Genomic DNA, 21,575 nt, shown 5'->3' with positions numbered 1-21,575 from the left:
TCTATAATTCAATAGTAACTAATGAGCCGACTATGGCCTTGAGAGGAGGTGACTATGTTGTCAACAGTACTTGAGCGTGTAACAAAAGTAGTTGTCGACCGTCTAGGCGTCGATGAAAGCGAAGTAAAACCTGAAGCTTCTTTCCGTGAGGATCTTGGAGCTGATTCACTAGATGTAGTAGAACTTGTTATGGAATTTGAAGATGAGTTTGAAACGGAAATTTCTGATGACGATGCAGAGAAAATTGCAACTGTCGGAGATGCAGTAACGTACATTACAGAAAAAGTAGGCGAATGACCTTTTTGGTGAGACACTTTCTTCCTTTCATCTGAAAAGGAGAAAGCGTCTCTTTTCGCTTTACAAGTGTGTACAGACTATTAATAGATGAGAGGCAGAGTAGTTTATGAAAAATAAAAGAACTTCGAAAGAAACCGCATCACACCCTACATTGCCACAAGCTGTACGCGAGAAATTCACCAAGCTCCAGCAAGAATTAGGCGTTCAATTCCAGGATGAGAATTTATTGTATAATGCATTTACCCATTCATCCTATGTCAATGAACATCGTCGAAAGAAATTTTCTGATAATGAACGATTGGAATTCCTTGGAGACGCTGTATTGGAACTTGGGGTATCTAAATTTTTATTCCGTACAGAACCGGCAAAAAGCGAAGGGGAACTGACGAAACTTCGTGCAGCGATTGTTTGTGAGCCATCACTTGTTAAGTTTTCGAATGAATTGAACTTTGGAGATTATATTCTTCTGGGCAAGGGTGAAGAACTAACTGGCGGAAGAATGCGTCCTGCATTACTGGCGGATGTATTTGAAGCGTATATCGGTGCGCTCTACTTGGATCAGGGCATGGAAGTCGTTGAAGAGTTTCTAAAACGAATCGTTTTTCCGAAAATTAGTATCGGAGCTTTTTCGCATGTGACAGATTATAAGAGTCGTCTGCAAGAATTGGTGCAGCAAAAAAATAACGGACCCCTTCAATATGAAGTCATTGAAGAAAAAGGTCCTGCACATGCGAAAAAGTTTGTTACCGTAGTCAATCTCAATGAACAACAACTTGGAAAAGGAATCGGCAAATCCAAGAAAGAAGCGGAACAGGAAGCTGCCCGTCGTGCGATAGAACATTTATTGATGCAGACAACCGAAGGGGAGAACTAATCGTGTTTTTGAAAAGGCTGGAAATCGCAGGCTTTAAATCTTTCGCGGAAAAGATTCATGTTGATTTCGTACCAGGAGTAACGGCCATCGTAGGACCTAACGGAAGCGGAAAAAGTAATATTATCGATGCGATTCGCTGGGTGCTCGGTGAACAATCCGCAAAATCATTGCGCGGTAGTAAAATGGAAGACGTTATTTTTGCAGGCAGTGATTCCCGCAAAGCGGTTAATTTTGCAGAAGTTACACTCATATTGGATAATACACAAAATCTTTTTCCGCTTGACTACACTGAAATCAGTGTAACTAGAAGGGTTTTTCGATCCGGAGACAGTGCGTATCTACTAAACGGTCAGACTTGCAGATTAAAAGACATCACCACGCTATTTATGGATTCAGGATTGGGGAAAGAGGCCTTCTCCATTATTTCGCAAGGTCGGGTTGATGAAATATTGAATAGTCGTGCTGATGAAAGACGCAATGTCTTTGACGAAGCGGCAGGTGTCTTGAAGTATAAAACACATAAACTGCAAGCAGAGCATAAATTATTTGAGACGACCGATAATTTGGATCGTGTACTGGATATATTAAAAGAAATCGATGATCGACTCGTTCCTCTTGAAAAAGAAGCAGGTTTGGCTCGTAAAGCTTCCGATCTACGTTTAGAACTTCGGGAAGCTGATGTTCGTTTACTCCATCATGACGCGTCCGCTTTACAACAGCAGATTTCTGAAAAAGCGGCAGTTGTGAAAAGTGATGAATCAGAATTACGAAAGACTTCCGAGGCCCTCACACAATATGAACAGGAACTGGATCTTGACAAGAAAGTCCTTAAGAAAGCAGAGTTTCAACTGGATGAATTTCAAAACGAATTGATTAAACAGACAGCAGAAGCTGAAAAGTGGGAAGGCAGAAGATTACTGTCCGTTGAAAAGACTCGCAATACGAAGCAGCAAGTAGAGCGTATTAAACACGAGTTGCATACTGCAGAACAAACACAACGAATAGCTAAAGAAAAACTTAGTACCATGCAGATGAAGCAGAAAACTGCCCAGCATGAACTTGAAGAAGTTACGCAAGAGAGTAAGCAAGTCACGGCCATGTTAAACAGTTCATTAAAAGAAACCGAACAGCAAATTGAACAGTTGAAATCCGTCTATATTGAGCGTCTCAATGAAGAGGCGACTGTGCGTAGTGAAATCAAGCATGTAGAGGAGCGACTCCAAGGAGAAAAATCTTCCACAGAAAAGATTACGGTTCAGACTACTTTGCTTTCCGAACGCAAACAACAACTTGCGAAAGAACAACAGGAAAAGATTGAGCAAAAAAATACTGTTCAGCAACAGCTTGACGAGCTGGAGAAGTCAGCTAGAGCTTGTCATCAAAAATTGACAGAAGAAGAGGAACGTCTATCTACCCAACAGCAGTTTCTGCAAAAAGCATTGCGTAAACAATCCGAAATGCAAGGAAGACTTCGTGCTCTAGAAAGTCTTGAAAAGGACTTTTCGGGGTTCTATTCAGGTGTCAAAGAAGTACTTCATGCAAAGCAACAACAACGAATTCAGGGGATCGAAGGAGCTGTAGTGGAACTCATTACTACGGAGCCGGCCTATACAAAAGCGATTGAAACCGCACTCGGTGGTGCCATGCAACATATCATTACCACGACTGAGCGTGATGCAAGAAAGGCCATCGGTTATTTGAAAACGAAAAATTTCGGTCGAGCTACGTTTCTTCCTATGGATATTTTGAAGCCGCGTGAACTTCCTATGAATAGCCGGCAAGTACTCACGCAACAGCAAGGTTTCATCGGTACAGCATTTGAACTCATTCAAACATCTCCGGTATATGAGTCGGTAGCTAAAAACTTATTGGGTCAGACGATTATCGCTAGTGATTTAGAAGCCGCATCAGGTTTAGCGAAATCAATAGGACATCGCTATCGCATAGTGACGCTTGACGGGGATATAATAAATGCAGGCGGTTCATTGACAGGTGGCGGTGCGAAAGGCCAGTCCACGCTGTTTTCACGTAAGGCTGAGCTAGAGACTCTTGCAAATCAATTACAACAAATGGATGAATCTATTCAACAGGCTACTGCACAAACGTCTGAAACACGTAGTCTCGTTGGTGCGAGTTTACATCTTCGTGATCAATTGCGCGTAAAGTTAGAAGAAAACCAACAGAAAAAGTCTCTTATTCAGTCATCTCTACAGGAGACTGAAATGGAAATGCGTTCCGTTGAAATGGAAATATCCACAATTGAAATTGGACGTACAGATACAGCTTCTGCCGAAAAGCAGTTATCGACTAAAAAACAAGAGTTACAAACTCGTCATGAAGCATTGAAAAATGAACTTCAAGAGACGTTGGAAAAGCTGGAAAGTTTAGAAAGACTAGTAGAGAACCGGCGCGAAGAACAACAGTCTCTGCAGAAGAGATTGCATGACTTACAACAAAAAAGCGCTGTATTGAAAGAGCAAAATGCCTACCATTCAAGCAGTATGTTGGAAACGGTCACTCAATTAGATGAGTTGGAGCTGACAATAAGCCAGTTGCAAGAAGAACAGCAATATGTGCAGGAATTTGTAATCGGCAAGGAATTAACACCTGAAGAAATAGAGAAGCAAAGTCAACAAGCGAATGAGGCAAAACAAAAGTTGCAAAAAACGATCGAGACGGAAAAAGCTAAGCGTGTTCAACAAGCTAAACGTGTTCACGATCATGAACAGCGTATAAAAATAATCAGGCAACAAGTAGGCACTATTTCTGAGCGCTTGAACACAATGAGGATTCAGTTATCCAGACTCGAAACACAGTATGAAACGGTTAGAGATCGTTTGGATGAAGAGTACGGCTTGCGTCCGAATGAATTACAGATTGAGGCATTGGATATTCCACTACTTCGCAAAACCGTGGAAGATTGTAAGCAACAACTAGCCACGATAGGACCTGTCAATCCGAATGCGATTCAAGAATTTCAAGAAGTATCAGAGCGTCATGAATTTTTACAATCACAGCGTAATGATTTGATCGAAGCTAAAAATACATTACAAGAAGCTATGGCAGAAATGGATCAGGAAATGAAGAGTCGCTTCGAGACGACATTTGAAGCTATTCGCAGTCATTTTCGTCGTGTGTTTAAGGATATGTTCGGTGGTGGGGAAGCAGATCTCGTTTTAACGGATCCAAACAACTTACTTACTACTGGAATTGATATTATGGCACGACCTCCCGGGAAGAAACTGCAGAATTTACGTCTGTTATCTGGCGGTGAACGTGCATTAACGGTTATTTCCTTGCTGTTCTCTATTTTAGAAGTTCGTCCTGTGCCATTTTGCATTCTCGATGAAGTGGAAGCAGCACTGGATGAAGCGAATGTAGTACGATATAGTAATTATTTGAGGAAAGTTTCGGATCAGACACAATTCATTGTGATCACACATCGAAAAGGCACGATGGAAGGTGCGGACGTCCTATATGGGATTACGATGCAGGAATCAGGTGTCTCGAAATTACTTTCTGTTAAACTATCTGAAGTGCCAGAAGAAATCAGTAGCTAAGGAGTGGAATGAATGTCTTTCTTTAAGAAAATAAAAAATAAAATATCAGGAACAAACGAAGCGGTAGCAGAGAAGTTCAAAGATGGACTGACGAAGACACGCGACTCATTTACATCGAAAGTCAACGATTTGGTATTTAGATTCCGCGTTGTCGATGAAGAATTCTTCGAAGAATTGGAAGAATTATTACTTCAAGCAGACGTCGGATTCGAAACGGTTATGGAATTGATCGATTTACTGAAAGAAGAAGTGCAACGCAAAAACATTAAAGACACTACGGGCATGCAATCGTTGATTTCTGAAAAGCTGGTAGAAATTTACAATTCAGGTGAAGAAGTTTCTAGTGAATTGAATATCGTAGAAGGTAGACTGAACGTAATTTTGATGGTCGGTGTGAACGGTGTGGGGAAAACCACAACGATCGGTAAAATGGCTGCCCGCCTTAAAAAAGAAGGGAAAACGGTTATGCTGGCTGCCGGAGATACATTCCGCGCAGGTGCCATTGAACAACTTGTTGTCTGGGGAGAGCGTACGGATGTAGAGGTCGTTCGTCAGGCGGAAGGTTCGGATCCGGCTGCAGTTATTTTTGATGCTGTGAAAGCAGCTAAAAAGCGTAATGTGGATGTTTTAATCTGTGATACAGCAGGTCGCTTGCAAAATAAAGTGAACTTGATGAATGAGCTAGAAAAAGTACATCGCGTCATTGGCCGTGAAGTTGAAGACGCACCTCATGAAGTATTATTAGCGTTGGATGCGACGACTGGACAGAATGCATTAATTCAAGCGCAGACATTTAACGAAGTAACGAACGTCACAGGGATTGTATTGACGAAACTAGATGGTACAGCGAAAGGCGGTATTGTGCTAGCGATTCGTAATAAGCTCGATATTCCGGTGAAATTTGTAGGTCTCGGTGAAGGCATCGATGATTTACAACCTTTCGATCCGGAGAAATATGTCTATGGATTATTTGCGAACGGATTGGAAATGGAAGAAACTGAAGACGAGGAAAACGAAATTGCAGAAGACAAGTAAAAATACTTGACAGCAATACAAGTGCGCGATATTATATAATAGTGACTGAAGGAGGTCGTGATCTTGCTTGAAAAAACGACAAGAGTGAACTTCCTCTTTGATTTTTATCAATCATTATTAACTGACAAACAACGTTTATATATGCAATTATATTATTTGGATGATCTTTCTCTCGGTGAAATCGCTGAGCAGTATGGCGTATCGAGACAGGCTGTGTATGACAATGTGAAACGGACTGAGGCTATGCTCGAAGATTACGAGAAGAAACTCAATCTGTTTGAAAAGCATGAAGGTCGACTTGAAATTATAGAGCTGTTAGAAGAAATGGCTCCTAGTGAAAATTTTAATCGCTTCATGAAATTGCTACATACCTTAAAGGACTTTGAATAGGGGGGATTGTCTATGGCATTTGAAGGTCTAGCCGAACGCCTGCAAGGAACTATGAATAAAATTACAGGCAAAGGTAAAATTAACGAAGCTGACGTAAAAGAAATGATGCGTGAAGTGCGTTTTGCACTAATCGAGGCAGACGTTAACTTGAAAGTCGTCAAACAATTTGTCAAGACGGTCAGCGAGCGCTCAGTGGGTCAGGACGTAATGAAGAGTTTGACACCTGGTCAGCAAGTAGTGAAAATCGTAAAAGACGAATTAACAAATCTGATGGGTGGAGAACAAAATCCTATTCAGTTCGCACGTAAATCGCCTACGGTCATCATGATGGTAGGTTTGCAAGGTGCTGGTAAAACGACAACCACTGGTAAATTAGCCACGGTTCTACGTAAAAAACATAATAAAAAACCTCTGCTTGTGGCAGCGGATGTATATCGTCCAGCAGCGATCCAACAACTCGAAACATTAGGTAAACAGATTACGGTACCTGTATTTTCTATGGGAACCGATCAATCACCTGTTGAAATTGCCAAACAAGCAATGGAAGAGGCGGAACGTGAGCATAATGACGTTGTAATCATTGATACCGCGGGTCGACTCCATGTGGATGAAGCACTTATGCAGGAATTGAAAGATATTCGTGAGCTGACTAATCCTGATGAAGTATTCCTCGTAGTGGATGCGATGACAGGTCAAGATGCAGTCAATGTTGCGAAGAGTTTTGATGATACGATTGGAATCACCGGCGTCATCTTGACAAAACTTGATGGGGATACACGTGGTGGTGCGGCATTATCTATTCGTACCGTTACTGAGAAACCAATCAAATTTGTCGGTATGGGTGAGAAGATGGATGCGCTTGAACCATTCCATCCAGAACGTATGGCTTCACGGATTCTTGGCATGGGCGATGTCATGTCATTGATTGAAAAAGCGCAGGAAAACGTGGATGAAGATAAAGCGAAAGAGTTAGAGCAGAAATTGCGCACTCAAAGCTTTACACTTGATGATTTTCTTGATCAAATGCAACAAGTAAAGAAGATGGGACCACTCGACGAAATTTTAAAAATGATGCCGGGTGCGAACAAAATCAAAGGACTCGACAATGCCAAAGTGGATGAGAGTCAGATGGGTCGTGTGGAAGCAGTCATTTATTCTATGACGCTTGCTGAACGGGAAAACCCGGAAATTATTAATGCGAGCCGCAAAAAAAGAATTGCTGCGGGTTCTGGAACTTCTACCCAGGAAGTCAACCGTTTGCTGAAGCAGTTTGAGGAAATGAAGAAAATGGTTAAGCAAATGACCAACATGCAACAAAAAGGTAAGAAGAAAGGTAAAATGCCTGGTTTTGATGCGTTTTTCAAATAAAATAGAGGGTGTTAAGAAAAAACCCTTTACAAACAAATAAAAACTTGGTAATATACTATCTTGTGTGAAACTATTCGGAGGTGTAGATAATAATGGCAGTTAAAATTCGTCTAAAACGTATGGGAGCTAAGAGATCTCCTTTTTATCGTATTGTAGTAGCTGATGCACGTGCACCACGTGACGGCCGTCAAATCGATCAGGTTGGTACATACAACCCGCTTACAAAGCCAGCAACAGTTGAAATCAACGAAGAATTGGCTTTGAAATGGCTTCAAGATGGAGCTAAACCATCTGATACAGTTCGTAACTTGTTCTCAGAGCAAGGTATCATGGAAAAATTCCATAACGCTAAATACAGCAAGTAATTTGGAGGGGTGGACATGAAGCAGCTGATTGAAACAATTGTAAAACCGTTAGTCGATTACCCGGACGACGTGAACGTGTTATCTGAAGAACAGTCTCAACGAGTCGTTTATCAGTTATCAGTGAATGCGGAGGATATGGGTAAAGTGATCGGGAAGCAAGGTCGTGTGGCAAAAGCGATCCGTACGATTGTTTACTCAGCAGCAGGCAGCCACCACGGCAAAAAAGTGTATTTGGATATCTTGGATTGATCCAAAAGGAAGGAGCCCCGGTTCCTTCCTTTTTTGCACGTATAAATACTTTTATTCATAAATGGAGGCGAAATAATGGAATGGTTTAATGTAGGCACGATTGTGAATACGCATGGTATAAAAGGTGAAGTTCGTGTGATGTCCAAAACAGATTTCCCGGATGAGCGATATGAAGTGGGAAGTGAGCTCGCGATCTTCATGCCGAAAAGCAAAGCACCTACGTTTGTGAAAGTGATTAGTCATCGTAAGCATAAAAACTTTGATTTACTTATGTTCGAAGGCTACCCAAATATCAATGACGTAGAGAAGTTCCGCGACGGCGTAATCAAGGTGTCGGAGAAAGAATTGACAGAACTCGGGGAAAATGAATTTTATTATCATGAAATCATTGGCTGCCGCGTGATGACAGAAACAGGTGAAGAAATCGGTACGGTTACAGAAATTATAGAAACAGGTGCCAATGATGTGTGGGAGGTAACGCCTGCTGAAGGCAAGCCGCATTATATCCCGTATATTGAAGATGTTGTAAAGGATATCGATATTGACGAACAAATCATCAAAATTGAATTAATGGACGGATTGCTTTCATGATGAAAATCGACGTTCTCTCTTTGTTTCCGGAAATGTTTGAAGGTGTACTTCATTCTTCTATCATGAAAAAAGCACAAGAACAACAAGCTGCATCGTTTAAAGTCATGGATTTTCGTGACTACTCAACAAACAAACATAAAAAAGTAGATGATTACCCATATGGGGGCGGTGCGGGAATGGTATTAAAACCCGAACCTATCTTTGCGGCAGTAGAAGCGGTCACTAAAACAAGTAGTAAGCCTCGCGTGATCTTAATGTGTCCGCAAGGCGAACGATTCACGCAGAAGAAAGCAGAAGAACTTGCGAAAGAGCAACATCTAGTTTTCATCTGTGGTCATTATGAAGGATATGATGAGAGAATACGTGAACATTTGGTTACGGATGAAATTTCACTCGGTGACTTTGTATTGACGGGTGGGGAAGTGGCTTCTATGGCCATCATTGATAGTGTAGTACGGTTACTCCCTGATGTTCTAGGTAACAACCAGTCGGCTGTCCACGACTCGTTTTCAACGGGTATACTGGAACATCCACAATACACTCGCCCAGCAACGTTCAACGGCCTTGAAGTGCCTCCTGTGCTGTTGTCGGGCAATCATGCCGAGATTGAAAAGTGGAGAGAAGAGCAAGCCTTCCTTCGAACGGCACAACGACGTCCCGAATTATTACAAGAGGCACCATTAACAGATCATCAAAAAGAACTTTATCAGCAATGGGTACAAAAAAGAGACTAAATTTGCTTGATTCGTTAACTAGCTTGTGCTATGATTTATAAAGCGCTTTTTAAGAGCGCCTATTTTACTGTTGTTCCGCTGCAAAGCAAAACGTGCAAGAGCATCAGAAAAGAAGGAGAGAAAAACATGCAAAAACTAATTGCAGATATTACAAAAGATCAGTTACGCACTGAACACCCTTCATTCCGTCCTGGCGATACACTTCGCTTGCACGTGAAGATCATTGAGGGAACTCGTGAGCGTATCCAGTTATTCGAAGGTATTGTTATCAAACGTCGCGGTGGCGGGATCAGCGAAACTTTCACTGTACGTAAAATTTCAAACGGTGTTGGCGTAGAGCGTACATTCCCATTACACACACCTAAGCTAGCTCAAATTGAAGTAACTCGTCGCGGTAAAGTTCGTCGTGCGAAGTTGTACTACCTACGTAAACTACGTGGTAAAGCAGCACGTATTAAAGAACTCCGCTAATAAGATAAACAGAAACGAAGGGGGCCTTGTACTTGGCCTCCTTTCTTTTTGCTCAGAAAGACAATTGGCTGTACAATAATATCAGACAGGGCAGGAGGCTAGATTGATGGAAGAGAAAAAAACGAGAAGTGAAGGATTAGAATGGATTAAAGCATTGTTAATAGCGTTTGGATTAGCCGCCATTATTCGTATCTTTTTATTCACACCAATCGTCGTTGACGGTATTTCCATGATGCCAACGTTGGAACATGGAGACCGCATGATCGTAAATAAAATCGGTTATACGATTGGTGAACCACATCGTTTTGATATTGTAGTATTCCATGCACCTGAGCAGAAAGATTATATTAAACGTGTAATTGGTCTGCCGGGAGATACAGTGGAGTATAGAGATGATGTACTTTATGTAAATGATGAACCATATGAAGAGCCGTACCTCGATCAATACAAATCAGAAGTGCAGGATGGTACGCTGACGGAAGATTTTACACTGCAGGATGTGCCGCAAATCGAGGCGGAAACAGTGCCTGAAGATCACATATTTGTAATGGGTGATAACCGTCGAAAAAGTAAAGATTCTAGACATATTGGTGCAGTATCAATCGATGAAGTCATCGGCAGTACCAGTGTGGTATTCTGGCCGATTAAAGACTTCGGTCTTGTGAAATAACGAAAGGAGACGATTCGAATGGCTATTCAATGGTTTCCGGGCCATATGGCGAAAGCGAGACGAGAAGTCTCAGAAAAACTAAAGTTAGTGGATATAGTATTCGAGTTAATTGATGCTAGACTGCCGCTTTCATCACGTAATCCTATGATAGACGAAGTTACACAGCAGAAACCGAGATTGCTTATTTTGAATAAGATGGACTTAGCGGATGAAGTGCAAACTAAACGTTGGATTGCCTACTTTGAACAGCAAGGTTTACGTACTGTTGCGATCAACTCATTTGAAGGTAAAGGTATCCAAACAGTCACCAAAGCTGCTAAAGAAATCTTGCAGCCAAAATTTGACCGCATGAAGCAGCGAGGAATACGTCCTGGAGCAATCCGCGCAATGATTGTCGGCATTCCTAACGTCGGAAAATCTACGTTGATTAACCGATTAGCGAAGAAAAACATTGCGAAAACAGGAAACAAGCCCGGTGTAACCAAAGCGCAACAATGGATTAAATTTGGGAAAGAACTGGAGCTTTTGGATACACCAGGCGTACTGTGGCCGAAGTTTGAAGACCAGCGAGTAGGTTATAAGTTGGCGTTAACAGGTGCAATCAAGGACTCCATATTGAATATGGAGGAGCTCGCAGTATATGGACTTCAGTTCTTAGAGACGCATTATCCTGAAAGATTGGTACAGCGTTATGAAATGACAACAGTGGGTGATAATATTCAATCATTGTTCGATAAAATCGGCGAACGTCGAAAAGTATATACTGTAGGCGGAGAAATTGATTATGATAAAGTAGCAGAAATGATCGTACAAGATATCCGCGACCAGCAAGTAGGCAAATTAACATTCGATTTCCCAGAAGAATTCGAATGACTAGACGCAACGGCTTGGAACTCTGTTTCCGAACCGTTGCTTTTTTGTCGAAAAAATCATGTAGGAACCGATATAATACATAGACAATCATATTTCAGATGGACAGGTGAAGAAATTGACAACGATCCAGCAAATAAAAGATCAATTACTAGAGTTACAAGAACCAAATGAGTGGCTTACGGAACTTGAAGCTGACACTAGAAAAGGTGTCCAACAAGCGATTATTCAATGGCGTGCTCGATATGGTAAAAAACAAGCACTTATTCATGAATTTCAAAAGAAAATAGCTTTTGATAATTCATATAGATCCTCACGGGTTTTATTGGTGGCGGGAATTGACGAAGCGGGAAGAGGGCCTTTGGCGGGGCCGGTAGTTACAGCTGCGGTTATACTACCTGAGGATTGCTCTGCCCTTATCGGACTGGACGATTCGAAAAAAGTATCTAAAGAGAAAAGGCAAGCATTTGCTCGACTGATTAAAGAACAGGCTATGGCGTACGCAATACATGTGCAGCCTGCTAAAGTAATAGATGAATTGAATATATACCAAGCAACAAAGCAATCGATGGAGATGGCTATAAGTGAACTGAAGATAGCGCCACATGCAGTTTTAGCAGATGCAATGAATCTACACACGGCGTGCCCGTGTTACTCCATCGTAAAAGGTGATGAAAAAAGCTTATCTATCGCAGCTGCCTCTATACTAGCTAAAACAACTCGTGATGCGCTAATGAATGAATTGCATGAGGAATTTCCTTGGTATGCATTTAATGAGAATGCGGGATATGGAACAGCGAAACATTTACAAGGACTTGAAACGCATGGATTTTGTGAACATCATCGCAAATCATTCGAGCCGATCAAAACGATGTGGAGGGATCGACAATGAATTTAAATTCATTATCCGCTTCATCTGCAAGAGCTGCTGCTACGGAAACTCAACCGCTTTCACTTAAAGAAGGACAGATGATACACGGCAAGATCACGCATCTATTTCCTGGTCAAATGGCGCAAGTACAAATTGGGAATCAGCAGTTGTATGCAAAATTGGAAGTGCCTATGCAGGCAGGAGATAATTATTACTTCAAGGTCAACGGTACTGAACCTGAATTACAGTTACAAGTTATTTCCGGTCCAGTGCGTGGAGGAGAAGGCCAGTCAGCTCAACTGACCCAGTTAATGGAGTCATTAAATTTACCTAAAACAAAAGAAATGAAAGATGTACTCGCGACAATTATCAAGCAAAGAATTCCTATGACATTAGACAATATGCTTGAAGCTGTCAATCTACTGAAAACGTTGCCCGAGGGAATGAAAGCGGAGGCGCTAGCAACGCTTGGAAAAATTGCTGAAGCAAGGCTACCTTTCACGCCCGCTATATTTCAATCGCTTCTACAAGCTCAGACGGGCACGATTGCGCAACAATTCACAACGTTACTAGCCGCCATCCAAAGTGAGCCTAACCTGCCTCCAGCGATGCGTGAACAGCTTATGGTGACGATGCAAGCTCTGTCTTCCCCTTTAAGCCAAGTGGTAGGGAAGGAACTGTTTAATCAAAGTGTATCCCAATTACTTAATCCGCAAGCTAGTCAAGCAGATCGGTTAGTAGCGCTGCAGTTATTGAAAAATGCCGATATACTGCCAGCTCGAACATCATTGGCCAACTTGCCTCAAGTATTGGCTGAGCAGATCACAAAAGTGGATACGCTACCTGCAAATGTTACTAGCAATATGACACATCAAACAGACGCGAGTAAGGCTATACAGTCTTTAGTAAGTCAATTGAGTCAGACGCCTGTAGCAAATCAACAAACAATAAAAGCTGTTGTGCAAAATATCACGCAGCAATTACCCAATACAACACTTCCGGAACCTGTAAAAAACGCGTTGCAAACTGTGATTAATCAGATAACCCAACAACCGATGACAGATCGTGCTAAAGCTACTGTCGTTGAGCAATTTAGTAAAGTATTTACGCAAGTTACTGCAACACAAGCAACTGCGCTGTCAGCACTCCCTAACACAGCTCTAGTTGACCAACTTAACCAGATATGGGTACAACAAGCGAACAGGCAGGAAACAGCTGATCTGTCATTGCGACAACAAACTGTTATGAAGGAAGTACAACAGTCAGTATCTTCGCTATTAGTACCACATGATAAAGCAAATGAGGCAATTCGTGTATTAATGCAAACAGCTGAAAAGTCAGAGAATAGTCAAGTGAAACAACTAATTCAGACGGCTGAAGCTCAAGTATCACAGACGATAAATGGAGCTGTCATGAAAGAAGCCATAAAACATGTATTCAGTACATTAGGTGTGAATTACGAAGCCATGCTCTTAGGAAAAGAGCCTGATATAGCCAATTTGGCGAGCGCATTAAAACCTCAATTGCTAGCCATGCTACAAGATCCATCGCTCTCACCGACACTGCGTGATGCGGCGGAGACAATGGTGCTTCGCATGAATGGAACCCTACTCCAATCAGGAGAGACAGGCACGCAACAACAGTTGATCATGCAACTGCCAATTGAAATGTTTGGTAAGAAAATCGATGCTACGTTGCAATGGAATAGCCGCATGAAAGAAGATGGAAAAATCGATCCGGCTTTTGCACGGATATTATTTTATTTAGAATTGGAATCACTTTCGACAACATTAGTTGATATGCATGTGCAAAATAAAGTGGTAAATTTGACGATTTTTAATGATGAACCTTCCTTGAAAACAACCGGACCAATCTTTCAAGATGTATTAAAAGAAGGCCTCGAAGGAGTAGGTTACAAACTATCAGGTGTTATGTTTAAAGCAATCACAGAAAAGCAGCAAAACAGCAAAAAAACAGCTGGCACCTTCCAATCGGATGAGGGAGGAGTAGATTATAGAATATGAAAAAAGAACAACGTTTCACAAGAAAAGAAGCCGTTGCACTGTCCTATGACCCTGAAGTATCAGATGCCCCGAAAGTAATAGCCAAAGGGAAAGGGAAAATCGCTGAAAATATTCTTGAGCGAGCGCAAGAACATGCTATTCCTGTGCAGGAAGATCCAAGTCTGCTGGAATTACTTGGTCAATTAAATGTCAACGATACGATACCTGAAGAACTATACCAAGCCGTATCGGAAGTGTTCGCTTATATATATCGTTTAGATCGTGAAAAAAGTAGTATGAAATAAGAGTGCTTTTAAATTGTTGGAAATTAAAGAATTTTGTTTTACAATAGCGATTCATGGACAATGTGTGACGGTTTGATTACAATAAAGCAGTAGTTGAACTTCAAGCAATTGTAAATCGAATGGAGGCAGTACGTATGAACATCCATGAATATCAAGGGAAGCAGCTATTGAGAGATTATGGAGTGGCTGTTTCGAAAGGCCGTGTCGCATTTTCACCGAAAGAAGCAATGACAATCGCGAAGGAAATCGGTACAGAGCCTATTGTGGTAAAAGCGCAAATACATGCGGGTGGACGCGGTAAAGCAGGCGGAGTCAAGATTGTGAAAACGCTTGATGAAGTACGTTCAGTAGCAGCTGATTTAATCGGTACGCAACTTGTAACACACCAGACCGGTCCTAAAGGACAAGAAGTGAAACGTCTTCTTGTTGAAGAAGGGATCGATATCGAAAAAGAATTCTATATTGGCCTTGTCGTTGACCGGGCAACAGATCGTGTAACATTGATGGGTTCAGCTGAAGGTGGCGTGGAAATCGAAGAAGTGGCAGAACATAGCCCTGAAAAGATTTTCTATGAAGTAATAGATCCGGTAGTTGGTTTGGTTCCTTTCCAAGCACGTCGTATGGCGTTCAATATGGAAATTCCAAGCAATCTTATCAATAAAGCGGTAAGCTTTTTCTTAGGTTTATATAAAGTATTCAGTGAAAAAGATGCATCAATCGTTGAAATTAATCCGCTTGTCGTAACAAAAGATGATCGTGTACTTGCATTGGACGCGAAATTCAACTTTGACGACAACGCTACATTCCGTCATAAAGACATTATGGAATTACGTGACTATGATGAAGAGGATCCGAAAGAAATTGAAGCATCCAAGCATGACTTGAGCTATATTTCTCTAGACGGAAATATCGGTTGCATGGTAAATGGAGCCGGTTTAGCGATGGCGACAATGGACACAATTCATTTCTATGGCGGAGAACCCGCTAACTTCTTGGATGTTGGGGGCGGCGCAAAGAAAGAAAAAGTAGCAGCTGCTTTCAAGATTATTTTATCTGATCCAAAAGTAAAAGGTATTTTTGTTAATATCTTTGGTGGAATCATGAAATGTGACGTAATTGCTGAAGGTGTAATTGAAGCTGCTAAAGAAGTAGGGCTTCAAGTACCACTTGTCGTACGTCTTGAAGGAACGAATGTAGAACGCGGGAAAGCCTTGCTGAAAGAGTCCGGCATCAATATTGTAGCAGCGGATTCCATGGCAGAAGGCGCGGAAAAAATCGTCGAGTTGATAGGATAAGAAAGGCAGGTACAAATCATGAGTATTTATGTAAATAAAGATACAAAAGTCATTGTACAAGGAATTACAGGTTCCACTGCCCTGTTCCATACACAGCAAATGTTGGAATATGGTACAAAAATTGTCGCTGGCGTAACGCCTGGTAAAGGCGGTCAGACAGTGGAAGGTGTGCCGGTATTTGACACTGTGGAAGAAGCAGTTAAGGAAACAGGCGCAACTGTTTCCATTATCTATGTTCCTGCACCATTTGCAGCGGATGCAATTATGGAAGGCGTAGATGCTGAACTGGAAATGACGATCTGTATTACAGAGCATATCCCTGTTCTAGATATGATTAAAGTGAAGCGTTATATGGAAGGCAAAAATACTCGTTTGATCGGTCCAAACTGTCCAGGTGTCATCACTGCAGATGAGACGAAGATCGGTATTATGCCAGGCTATATTCATACAAAAGGGCATGTGGGCGTAGTTTCTCGTTCAGGTACACTAACATATGAAGCGGTTCATCAGTTGACACAAGAAGGAATTGGTCAAACTACGGCTGTCGGAATTGGTGGAGACCCGGTAAACGGCACGAACTTTATCGATGTCTTGAAAGCATTCAATGAAGATCCAGAGACATATGCAGTAGTCATGATCGGTGAGATTGGTGGTACTGCAGAAGAAGAAGCAGCCACTTGGATTAAAGAAAATATGACGAAGCCTGTAGTTGGCTTTATCGGAGGTCAAACTGCACCCGAAGGTAAGCGTATGGGACACGCAGGCGCTATAATTTCCGGAGGTAAAGGTACAGCTGCTGATAAAATCGAAGCTCTACAAGCAGCGGACGTTCAAGTTGCAGAGACACCTTCTGTCATAGGTGAAACATTAATCAAAGTCCTGAAAGAAAAAGGACTATACGAGAAATGTAAAACGAAGTAAACTGAAAGGAGTAGCTTAATTGCTGCTCCTTTTTTCGTGCTCATGCTTGTAGTGTCGAACAGAGGAGAATTCGATGCTATATACTAATCAGCAACTACATTTACTGAACATACATTATATCCATCCAGTACCCTTTAATCGCTTTATGAATCTATTACAAGAGAACCCTTCATTAGAAGATTTGCACTCTTACTCCGCTCTTCAATGGTCACATATTTTTAATTTACCTGCAGAAAAAATGGAACAGTTTCCAATGAAATATCAAGAAATATCATGTCTTCCTATAGTGGAAATGCTGATAAAAAACGATTGTATCCCTATTACTTATTTTCATTCAAATTACCCGGAAGAATTAAAACAATTATGTGATCCGCCTGCTGTTCTTTATACTAAAGGCAATAATCTTTTATTAAAAAAACGTCTGCGGGTTGGAATAATCGGTTCCCGTAAAGCTACGAACTATTCCAAAAAGGCGTTGGAATTTATTGTGCCACCACTCGTCGATCATCATATCCCAATTGTCTCAGGCTTAGCAGATGGAGCAGACACGATGGCACATCAAGCTACTATCCAATATGGCGGGGAGACAATTGGCGTTTTAGGTCATGGGTTTTCTCATATGTATCCGAAAAAGAATCAAAAAATTGCTGAAGAAATTGCGAAAAATCATTTACTTGTGACAGAGTATCCACCATACTTTGCACCTGCCAAATGGACATTCCCTATGCGCAATCGAATTATCAGTGGCTTGTCCGATGCGCTAGTCATTACAGAGTCTGTCGAAAGAAGTGGAACGATGAGTACGGTAGAGCATGCTCTTGACCATGGAAAAGAAATTTTTGCAGTACCTGGCGCCATAGATTCTGCTCTATCAGCAGGTCCAAATAAGCTGTTGGATGAAGGGGCTAAGCCGTTATGGAGTGGTTATCAGATTATTGATTCTTTACTATAAATCGGCATATCCTCTTTTTGGAAGATGTTTAAAAGGTTGCTTTATCTTGAAAACTGTTATACATTTTGCAACAGATATTCTTTTGCTGAATAAATATAAAGAAATCTCTCTGAGGAGGGAACGATATGGCAGATTACTTAGTAATAGTGGAATCGCCTGCTAAAGCGAAAACGATTGAACGTTACTTAGGAAAGAAGTATAAAGTTAGTGCATCACTTGGTCATTTACGTGATTTACCCCGGAGTCAAATGGGTGTAGATACCGAAAATAATTATGAACCGAAGTATATTACGATCCGAGGAAAAGGACCAATTCTTCAAGATTTAAAAAAAGAAGCAAAAAAAGCAAAGAAAATTTTTCTTGCAGCTGACCCGGATCGCGAAGGGGAAGCAATAGCCTGGCATTTATCACATCAATTAGGTGTAGATATCGAAACTGATTGCCGCGTGGTCTTCAATGAAATTACAAAAGAAGCAATAAAGGAATCCTTTAAACACCCTCGTCCTATTAACATGGATTTAGTGGACGCACAGCAAGCGAGAAGGATCTTGGATAGATTAGTAGGCTATAACATTAGCCCGATTCTGTGGAAGAAAGTAAAGAAAGGTCTATCCGCCGGGCGTGTGCAATCCGTTGCTTTGCGTTTGATCATTGACCGGGAAAATGAAATCAATGCATTTGAACCAGAAGAGTACTGGTCCATTACTTCACAATTCACTAAAGATGACAAAACTTTTGAAGCGCAATTTTATGGTGATGCTTCAGAAAAAGTGAAACTGACGAATCAAGAGCAAGTGGAAAAAATCGTCAATTCAATAAAGCCAGACGAGTTTGAAGTATCAAAAGTAGTGAAAAAAGAACGTAAACGTAATCCGGCGTTGCCGTTCACAACATCATCCCTTCAGCAAGAGGCGGCACGTAAGCTGAATTTCCGTGCGAGGAAAACGATGATGCTTGCACAACAATTATATGAAGGAATTGCGATCGGAAAAGAAGGCACAGTTGGTTTGATTACTTATATGCGTACCGACTCGACGAGAATCTCTGATACCGCAAAAGAAGAAGTGAGATCTTTCATTCACACGATGTACGGTGAAGAATTCATTTCAACTAGTACGAAGAAGACGAAAGCTAAAGCAAAGACACAGGATGCACACGAAGCAGTGAGGCCAACATCTGCTATGCGACCACCAGATGCGATGAAAGCGTTCTTAACAAGAGACCAACATCGTCTATATAAATTGATTTGGGAACGTCTCGTTGCAAGTCAAATGGCACCAGCTGTTTTGGATACGGTGACTGCTGATTTCTTAAATGGAGATATCCGTTTTAGAGCATCAGGATCTCAAGTGAAATTCCCAGGGTTTATGAAAGTTTATATCGAAGGCAATGATGATCAACAAGAAGAAAAAGAGAATATTCTGCCACCCCTTGAAGAGGGCGAGCGTATTAAATACGCAGAGGTGGATCCGAAACAGCATTTCACACAGCCGCCACCAAGATATTCGGAGGCACGTTTAGTGAAGACGCTCGAGGAGTTGGGAATAGGAAGACCTTCTACGTATGCACCAACACTTGATACCATTCAAAAGCGTGGCTATGTCACACTGGATGCCAAACGGTTTATTCCAACAGAACTTGGAGGCATCGTCCATCAAGCGGTGAATCAATACTTCCCTGATATCATTGATATCGAATTTACGAGACAGATGGAACAGCGTCTCGACCATGTAGAAGAAGGCACGATTGAATGGCGTACAGTAATCGATGATTTCTATCGCGATTTCGAAAAGCACGTAGAAGTAGCCGATGCCGAAATGGAAAAGATTGAAATCAAAGATGAACCAGCAGGTGAAGATTGTGAGAAATGTGAATCTCCGATGGTCTATAAAATGGGGCGCTACGGAAAATTTATGGCTTGCTCCAACTTCCCTGACTGTCGTAATACGAAGGCCATTATCAAACCAATCGGTGTGAAATGTCCAAAGTGTAAAGAAGGCGAAGTTGTCGAGCGTAAGAGTAAGACGAAGAGAATCTTCTTCGGTTGTGATCAATATCCTGAATGTGACTATGTTTCATGGGATAAACCGATCACAAGACCATGTCCGAAATGTCAGCACACAATGGTTGAAAAACGCCTGAAAAAAGGTGTTCAAATCCAATGTACTGAATGTGATTATAAAGAAGAACCACAAGGCTAGTACGTGAATGTAATTAAACATAATGAGAAAGAGGTAGTTGTAATGACGCAAATTGTAAATGTGATCGGAGCAGGGTTAGCCGGAAGTGAGGCTGCTTGGCAATTAGCTAATAGGGGTGTTCAAGTAAAACTATTTGAAATGCGTCCTGTGAAGCAAACCCCCGCCCATCATACAGATAAATTTGCGGAGTTAGTATGTAGCAACTCGTTACGTGCCAATAATCTGACGAATGCAGTTGGCGTGATCAAAGAAGAGATGCGTCAATTAAATTCATTGATTATCCAAGCCGCTGACGATTGCGCGGTACCTGCTGGCGGTGCGCTTGCAGTAGATCGTCATGAATTCGCAGGCAACGTCACTGAAAAAGTCCGGAATCATCCGAATATAGAAGTGATCAATGAAGAAGTAGTGAAAGTGCCGGAAGGAATTACGGTAATTGCCTCTGGTCCACTCACATCTCCAATATTAGCCGAAGAAATACGGCAGCTGACTGGTGAAGATTATTTATACTTCTATGATGCGGCAGCTCCCATCGTAGAAGCTGATTCCATCGATATGGATAAAGTTTATTTGAAGTCACGCTATGATAAAGGTGATGCTGCATATTTGAATTGCCCCATGAACAACGAGGAATTCGAACGATTTTATGAAGCCTTAACCTCAGCTGAAGTTGCTCCTTTAAAGGATTTTGAAAAAGAACTTTACTTTGAAGGATGTATGCCGATTGAGGAAATGGCGAAGCGCGGTGTGAAAACGATGTTATTCGGTCCGTTAAAACCGGTTGGACTTGAAGATCCTAAGACAGGAAAAGAGCCAAAAGCGGTTATTCAGTTACGACAGGATAACGCAGCGGGCACTTTATATAACCTGGTAGGATTTCAGACACATCTAAAATGGGGAGCACAAAAAGAAGTATTGAAACTGATACCAGGATTGGAAAATGTGGATATCGTGCGCTATGGTGTGATGCATCGTAATACATTTATCAACTCACCTAGAGTATTGAACTGCACATATCAACTTAAATCACAGCCGACCATTCTGTTTGCGGGTCAAGTAACAGGTGTAGAAGGCTATGTTGAATCAGCAGGGTCAGGATTGATTGCGGGGATTAATGCAGCACAATTGGCAAAAGGCGAGAAGCCGGTCCGTTTTCCGAGAGAAACAGCTCTTGGTAGCATGGCGCGTTATATCACAGAGGCCGATCCAAATAACTTCCAGCCGATTAACATCAATTTCGGATTATTCCCTGAGCTGAATAGGCGATATAGAACAAAAGCGGAACGAGCAAACAAACATGCGACACGCGCATTGGATGCTTTACAAGAATTTAAATCAACGACAAACATATGACAGAAATCGGACTGAAGATCGAACTCCATTTAATCGGAGTTCGATCTTCAGTTTTGTAGTTGTAGTAGCAATATGCAACTTCCTAATAGATATAACGTCTTATATTTTGGAAGAAGTAATGGTGGATATGATGAAGAATTCCTTAGCTGTTAAAGTAATTTGACTGTTATGTGACGGAAATAGTTCATAAATCTAAAAAT

Annotated in this window: 21 protein-coding genes; all 21 read left to right on the top strand. The window is 41.5% G+C overall.

Annotation, left to right across the window (positions count from 1 at the left end; genetic code table 11):
- Positions 1–57 precede the first annotated feature (57 nt).
- The 21 genes from CSV80_RS02200 to trmFO all read left to right on the top strand — a co-directional run bounded on the left by CSV80_RS02200 (position 58) and on the right by trmFO (position 21,375).
- Positions 58–297: an acyl carrier protein gene (locus CSV80_RS02200; protein WP_029052326.1), complete on the top strand. Its 240-nt coding sequence runs from the start codon at positions 58–60 to the stop codon at positions 295–297.
- 106 nt (positions 298–403) lie between these two features.
- Entirely contained in the window at positions 404–1,171 is a 768-nt protein-coding gene (rnc, locus tag CSV80_RS02195; protein ID WP_029052325.1) for a ribonuclease III, read from the top strand.
- Between the two features lie 2 nt (positions 1,172–1,173).
- Positions 1,174–4,731, top strand: coding sequence for a chromosome segregation protein SMC (gene smc / locus CSV80_RS02190; RefSeq protein ID WP_158231847.1), 3,558 nt, complete (start codon positions 1,174–1,176; stop codon positions 4,729–4,731).
- Between the two features lie 12 nt (positions 4,732–4,743).
- A complete protein-coding gene (gene ftsY / locus CSV80_RS02185; protein WP_099669409.1) occupies positions 4,744–5,766 on the top strand; it encodes a signal recognition particle-docking protein FtsY in 1,023 nt (340 codons plus the stop codon).
- A gap of 63 nt (positions 5,767–5,829) precedes the next feature.
- Positions 5,830–6,156, top strand: a complete 327-nt coding sequence (locus tag CSV80_RS02180) for a putative DNA-binding protein (RefSeq protein WP_037561306.1) — start codon at positions 5,830–5,832, stop codon at positions 6,154–6,156.
- A 12-nt stretch (positions 6,157–6,168) separates the two neighbouring features.
- Positions 6,169–7,524 carry a signal recognition particle protein gene (ffh, locus tag CSV80_RS02175; protein ID WP_029052321.1) on the top strand — a complete coding sequence of 452 codons (1,356 nt, stop codon included), beginning with the start codon at positions 6,169–6,171 and terminating at the stop codon, positions 7,522–7,524.
- A gap of 92 nt (positions 7,525–7,616) precedes the next feature.
- Complete coding sequence (rpsP, locus tag CSV80_RS02170; protein WP_029052320.1) at positions 7,617–7,889, top strand: 30S ribosomal protein S16; 273 nt, start codon at positions 7,617–7,619, stop codon at positions 7,887–7,889.
- Positions 7,890–7,904: 15 nt separating this feature from the next.
- A complete protein-coding gene (locus tag CSV80_RS02165; protein WP_029052319.1) occupies positions 7,905–8,138 on the top strand; it encodes a KH domain-containing protein in 234 nt (77 codons plus the stop codon).
- 75 nt (positions 8,139–8,213) lie between these two features.
- Entirely contained in the window at positions 8,214–8,729 is a 516-nt protein-coding gene (gene rimM / locus CSV80_RS02160; RefSeq protein WP_099669408.1) for a ribosome maturation factor RimM, read from the top strand.
- Positions 8,726–9,463: a tRNA (guanosine(37)-N1)-methyltransferase TrmD gene (gene trmD, locus CSV80_RS02155; protein ID WP_233201492.1), complete on the top strand. Its 738-nt coding sequence runs from the start codon at positions 8,726–8,728 to the stop codon at positions 9,461–9,463. The genes rimM and trmD overlap by 4 nt, the downstream gene beginning before the upstream one ends.
- Positions 9,464–9,589: 126 nt before the next feature.
- The gene (gene rplS / locus CSV80_RS02150; protein ID WP_085133217.1) at positions 9,590–9,934 is read left to right on the top strand and encodes a 50S ribosomal protein L19; all 345 of its coding nucleotides are present in this window, start codon (positions 9,590–9,592) and stop codon (positions 9,932–9,934) included.
- A 103-nt stretch (positions 9,935–10,037) separates the two neighbouring features.
- Positions 10,038–10,604: a signal peptidase I gene (gene lepB / locus CSV80_RS02145; protein WP_029052315.1), complete on the top strand. Its 567-nt coding sequence runs from the start codon at positions 10,038–10,040 to the stop codon at positions 10,602–10,604.
- A gap of 18 nt (positions 10,605–10,622) precedes the next feature.
- The gene (gene ylqF, locus CSV80_RS02140; RefSeq protein WP_099669407.1) at positions 10,623–11,477 is read left to right on the top strand and encodes a ribosome biogenesis GTPase YlqF; all 855 of its coding nucleotides are present in this window, start codon (positions 10,623–10,625) and stop codon (positions 11,475–11,477) included.
- A gap of 115 nt (positions 11,478–11,592) precedes the next feature.
- Complete coding sequence (locus tag CSV80_RS02135; protein WP_099669406.1) at positions 11,593–12,366, top strand: ribonuclease HII; 774 nt, start codon at positions 11,593–11,595, stop codon at positions 12,364–12,366.
- Positions 12,363–14,369: a hypothetical protein gene (locus tag CSV80_RS02130; protein WP_099669405.1), complete on the top strand. Its 2,007-nt coding sequence runs from the start codon at positions 12,363–12,365 to the stop codon at positions 14,367–14,369. Before CSV80_RS02135 ends, CSV80_RS02130 begins: the two co-directional genes overlap by 4 nt.
- Positions 14,366–14,653 carry an EscU/YscU/HrcU family type III secretion system export apparatus switch protein gene (locus tag CSV80_RS02125; RefSeq protein WP_099669404.1) on the top strand — a complete coding sequence of 96 codons (288 nt, stop codon included), beginning with the start codon at positions 14,366–14,368 and terminating at the stop codon, positions 14,651–14,653. Before CSV80_RS02130 ends, CSV80_RS02125 begins: the two co-directional genes overlap by 4 nt.
- 134 nt (positions 14,654–14,787) lie before the next feature.
- On the top strand, positions 14,788–15,948 hold the full coding sequence (gene sucC / locus CSV80_RS02120) for an ADP-forming succinate--CoA ligase subunit beta (RefSeq protein WP_029052310.1): 1,161 nt from the start codon (positions 14,788–14,790) through the stop codon (positions 15,946–15,948).
- Positions 15,949–15,966: 18 nt separating this feature from the next.
- A complete protein-coding gene (gene sucD, locus CSV80_RS02115) occupies positions 15,967–16,869 on the top strand; it encodes a succinate--CoA ligase subunit alpha (RefSeq protein WP_029052309.1) in 903 nt (300 codons plus the stop codon).
- A 73-nt stretch (positions 16,870–16,942) separates the two neighbouring features.
- Positions 16,943–17,821, top strand: coding sequence for a DNA-processing protein DprA (dprA, locus tag CSV80_RS02110; protein ID WP_099669403.1), 879 nt, complete (start codon positions 16,943–16,945; stop codon positions 17,819–17,821).
- A gap of 125 nt (positions 17,822–17,946) precedes the next feature.
- Positions 17,947–20,022, top strand: a complete 2,076-nt coding sequence (topA, locus tag CSV80_RS02105) for a type I DNA topoisomerase (protein ID WP_099669402.1) — start codon at positions 17,947–17,949, stop codon at positions 20,020–20,022.
- 42 nt (positions 20,023–20,064) lie between these two features.
- Entirely contained in the window at positions 20,065–21,375 is a 1,311-nt protein-coding gene (trmFO, locus tag CSV80_RS02100; protein WP_099669401.1) for an FADH(2)-oxidizing methylenetetrahydrofolate--tRNA-(uracil(54)-C(5))-methyltransferase TrmFO, read from the top strand.
- Positions 21,376–21,575: the final 200 nt, after the last annotated feature.

This window comes from Sporosarcina sp. P12(2017), assembly GCF_002743035.1.
In the GTDB taxonomy this organism is placed as follows: Bacteria; Bacillota; Bacilli; order Bacillales_A; family Planococcaceae; genus Sporosarcina; species Sporosarcina ureae.
Note: the sequence above shows the minus strand (reverse complement) of the source record. Positions and strands in the feature narration are given on the sequence as shown.

Excerpts from the sequence above, each read along its gene's own strand:
- rnc (WP_029052325.1), top strand. The coding sequence starts at position 404 with ATGAAAAATAAAAGAACTTCGAAAGAAACCGCATCACACCCTACATTG.
- ftsY (WP_099669409.1), top strand. The coding sequence starts at position 4,744 with ATGTCTTTCTTTAAGAAAATAAAAAATAAAATATCAGGAACAAACGAA.
- ffh (WP_029052321.1), top strand. The coding sequence starts at position 6,169 with ATGGCATTTGAAGGTCTAGCCGAACGCCTGCAAGGAACTATGAATAAA.
- rpsP (WP_029052320.1), top strand. The coding sequence starts at position 7,617 with ATGGCAGTTAAAATTCGTCTAAAACGTATGGGAGCTAAGAGATCTCCT.
- CSV80_RS02165 (WP_029052319.1), top strand. The coding sequence starts at position 7,905 with ATGAAGCAGCTGATTGAAACAATTGTAAAACCGTTAGTCGATTACCCG.
- rimM (WP_099669408.1), top strand. The coding sequence starts at position 8,214 with ATGGAATGGTTTAATGTAGGCACGATTGTGAATACGCATGGTATAAAA.
- trmD (WP_233201492.1), top strand. The coding sequence starts at position 8,726 with ATGATGAAAATCGACGTTCTCTCTTTGTTTCCGGAAATGTTTGAAGGT.
- rplS (WP_085133217.1), top strand. The coding sequence starts at position 9,590 with ATGCAAAAACTAATTGCAGATATTACAAAAGATCAGTTACGCACTGAA.
- ylqF (WP_099669407.1), top strand. The coding sequence starts at position 10,623 with ATGGCTATTCAATGGTTTCCGGGCCATATGGCGAAAGCGAGACGAGAA.
- CSV80_RS02130 (WP_099669405.1), top strand. The coding sequence starts at position 12,363 with ATGAATTTAAATTCATTATCCGCTTCATCTGCAAGAGCTGCTGCTACG.
- CSV80_RS02125 (WP_099669404.1), top strand. The coding sequence starts at position 14,366 with ATGAAAAAAGAACAACGTTTCACAAGAAAAGAAGCCGTTGCACTGTCC.
- sucC (WP_029052310.1), top strand. The coding sequence starts at position 14,788 with ATGAACATCCATGAATATCAAGGGAAGCAGCTATTGAGAGATTATGGA.
- sucD (WP_029052309.1), top strand. The coding sequence starts at position 15,967 with ATGAGTATTTATGTAAATAAAGATACAAAAGTCATTGTACAAGGAATT.
- dprA (WP_099669403.1), top strand. The coding sequence starts at position 16,943 with ATGCTATATACTAATCAGCAACTACATTTACTGAACATACATTATATC.
- topA (WP_099669402.1), top strand. The coding sequence starts at position 17,947 with ATGGCAGATTACTTAGTAATAGTGGAATCGCCTGCTAAAGCGAAAACG.
- trmFO (WP_099669401.1), top strand. The coding sequence starts at position 20,065 with ATGACGCAAATTGTAAATGTGATCGGAGCAGGGTTAGCCGGAAGTGAG.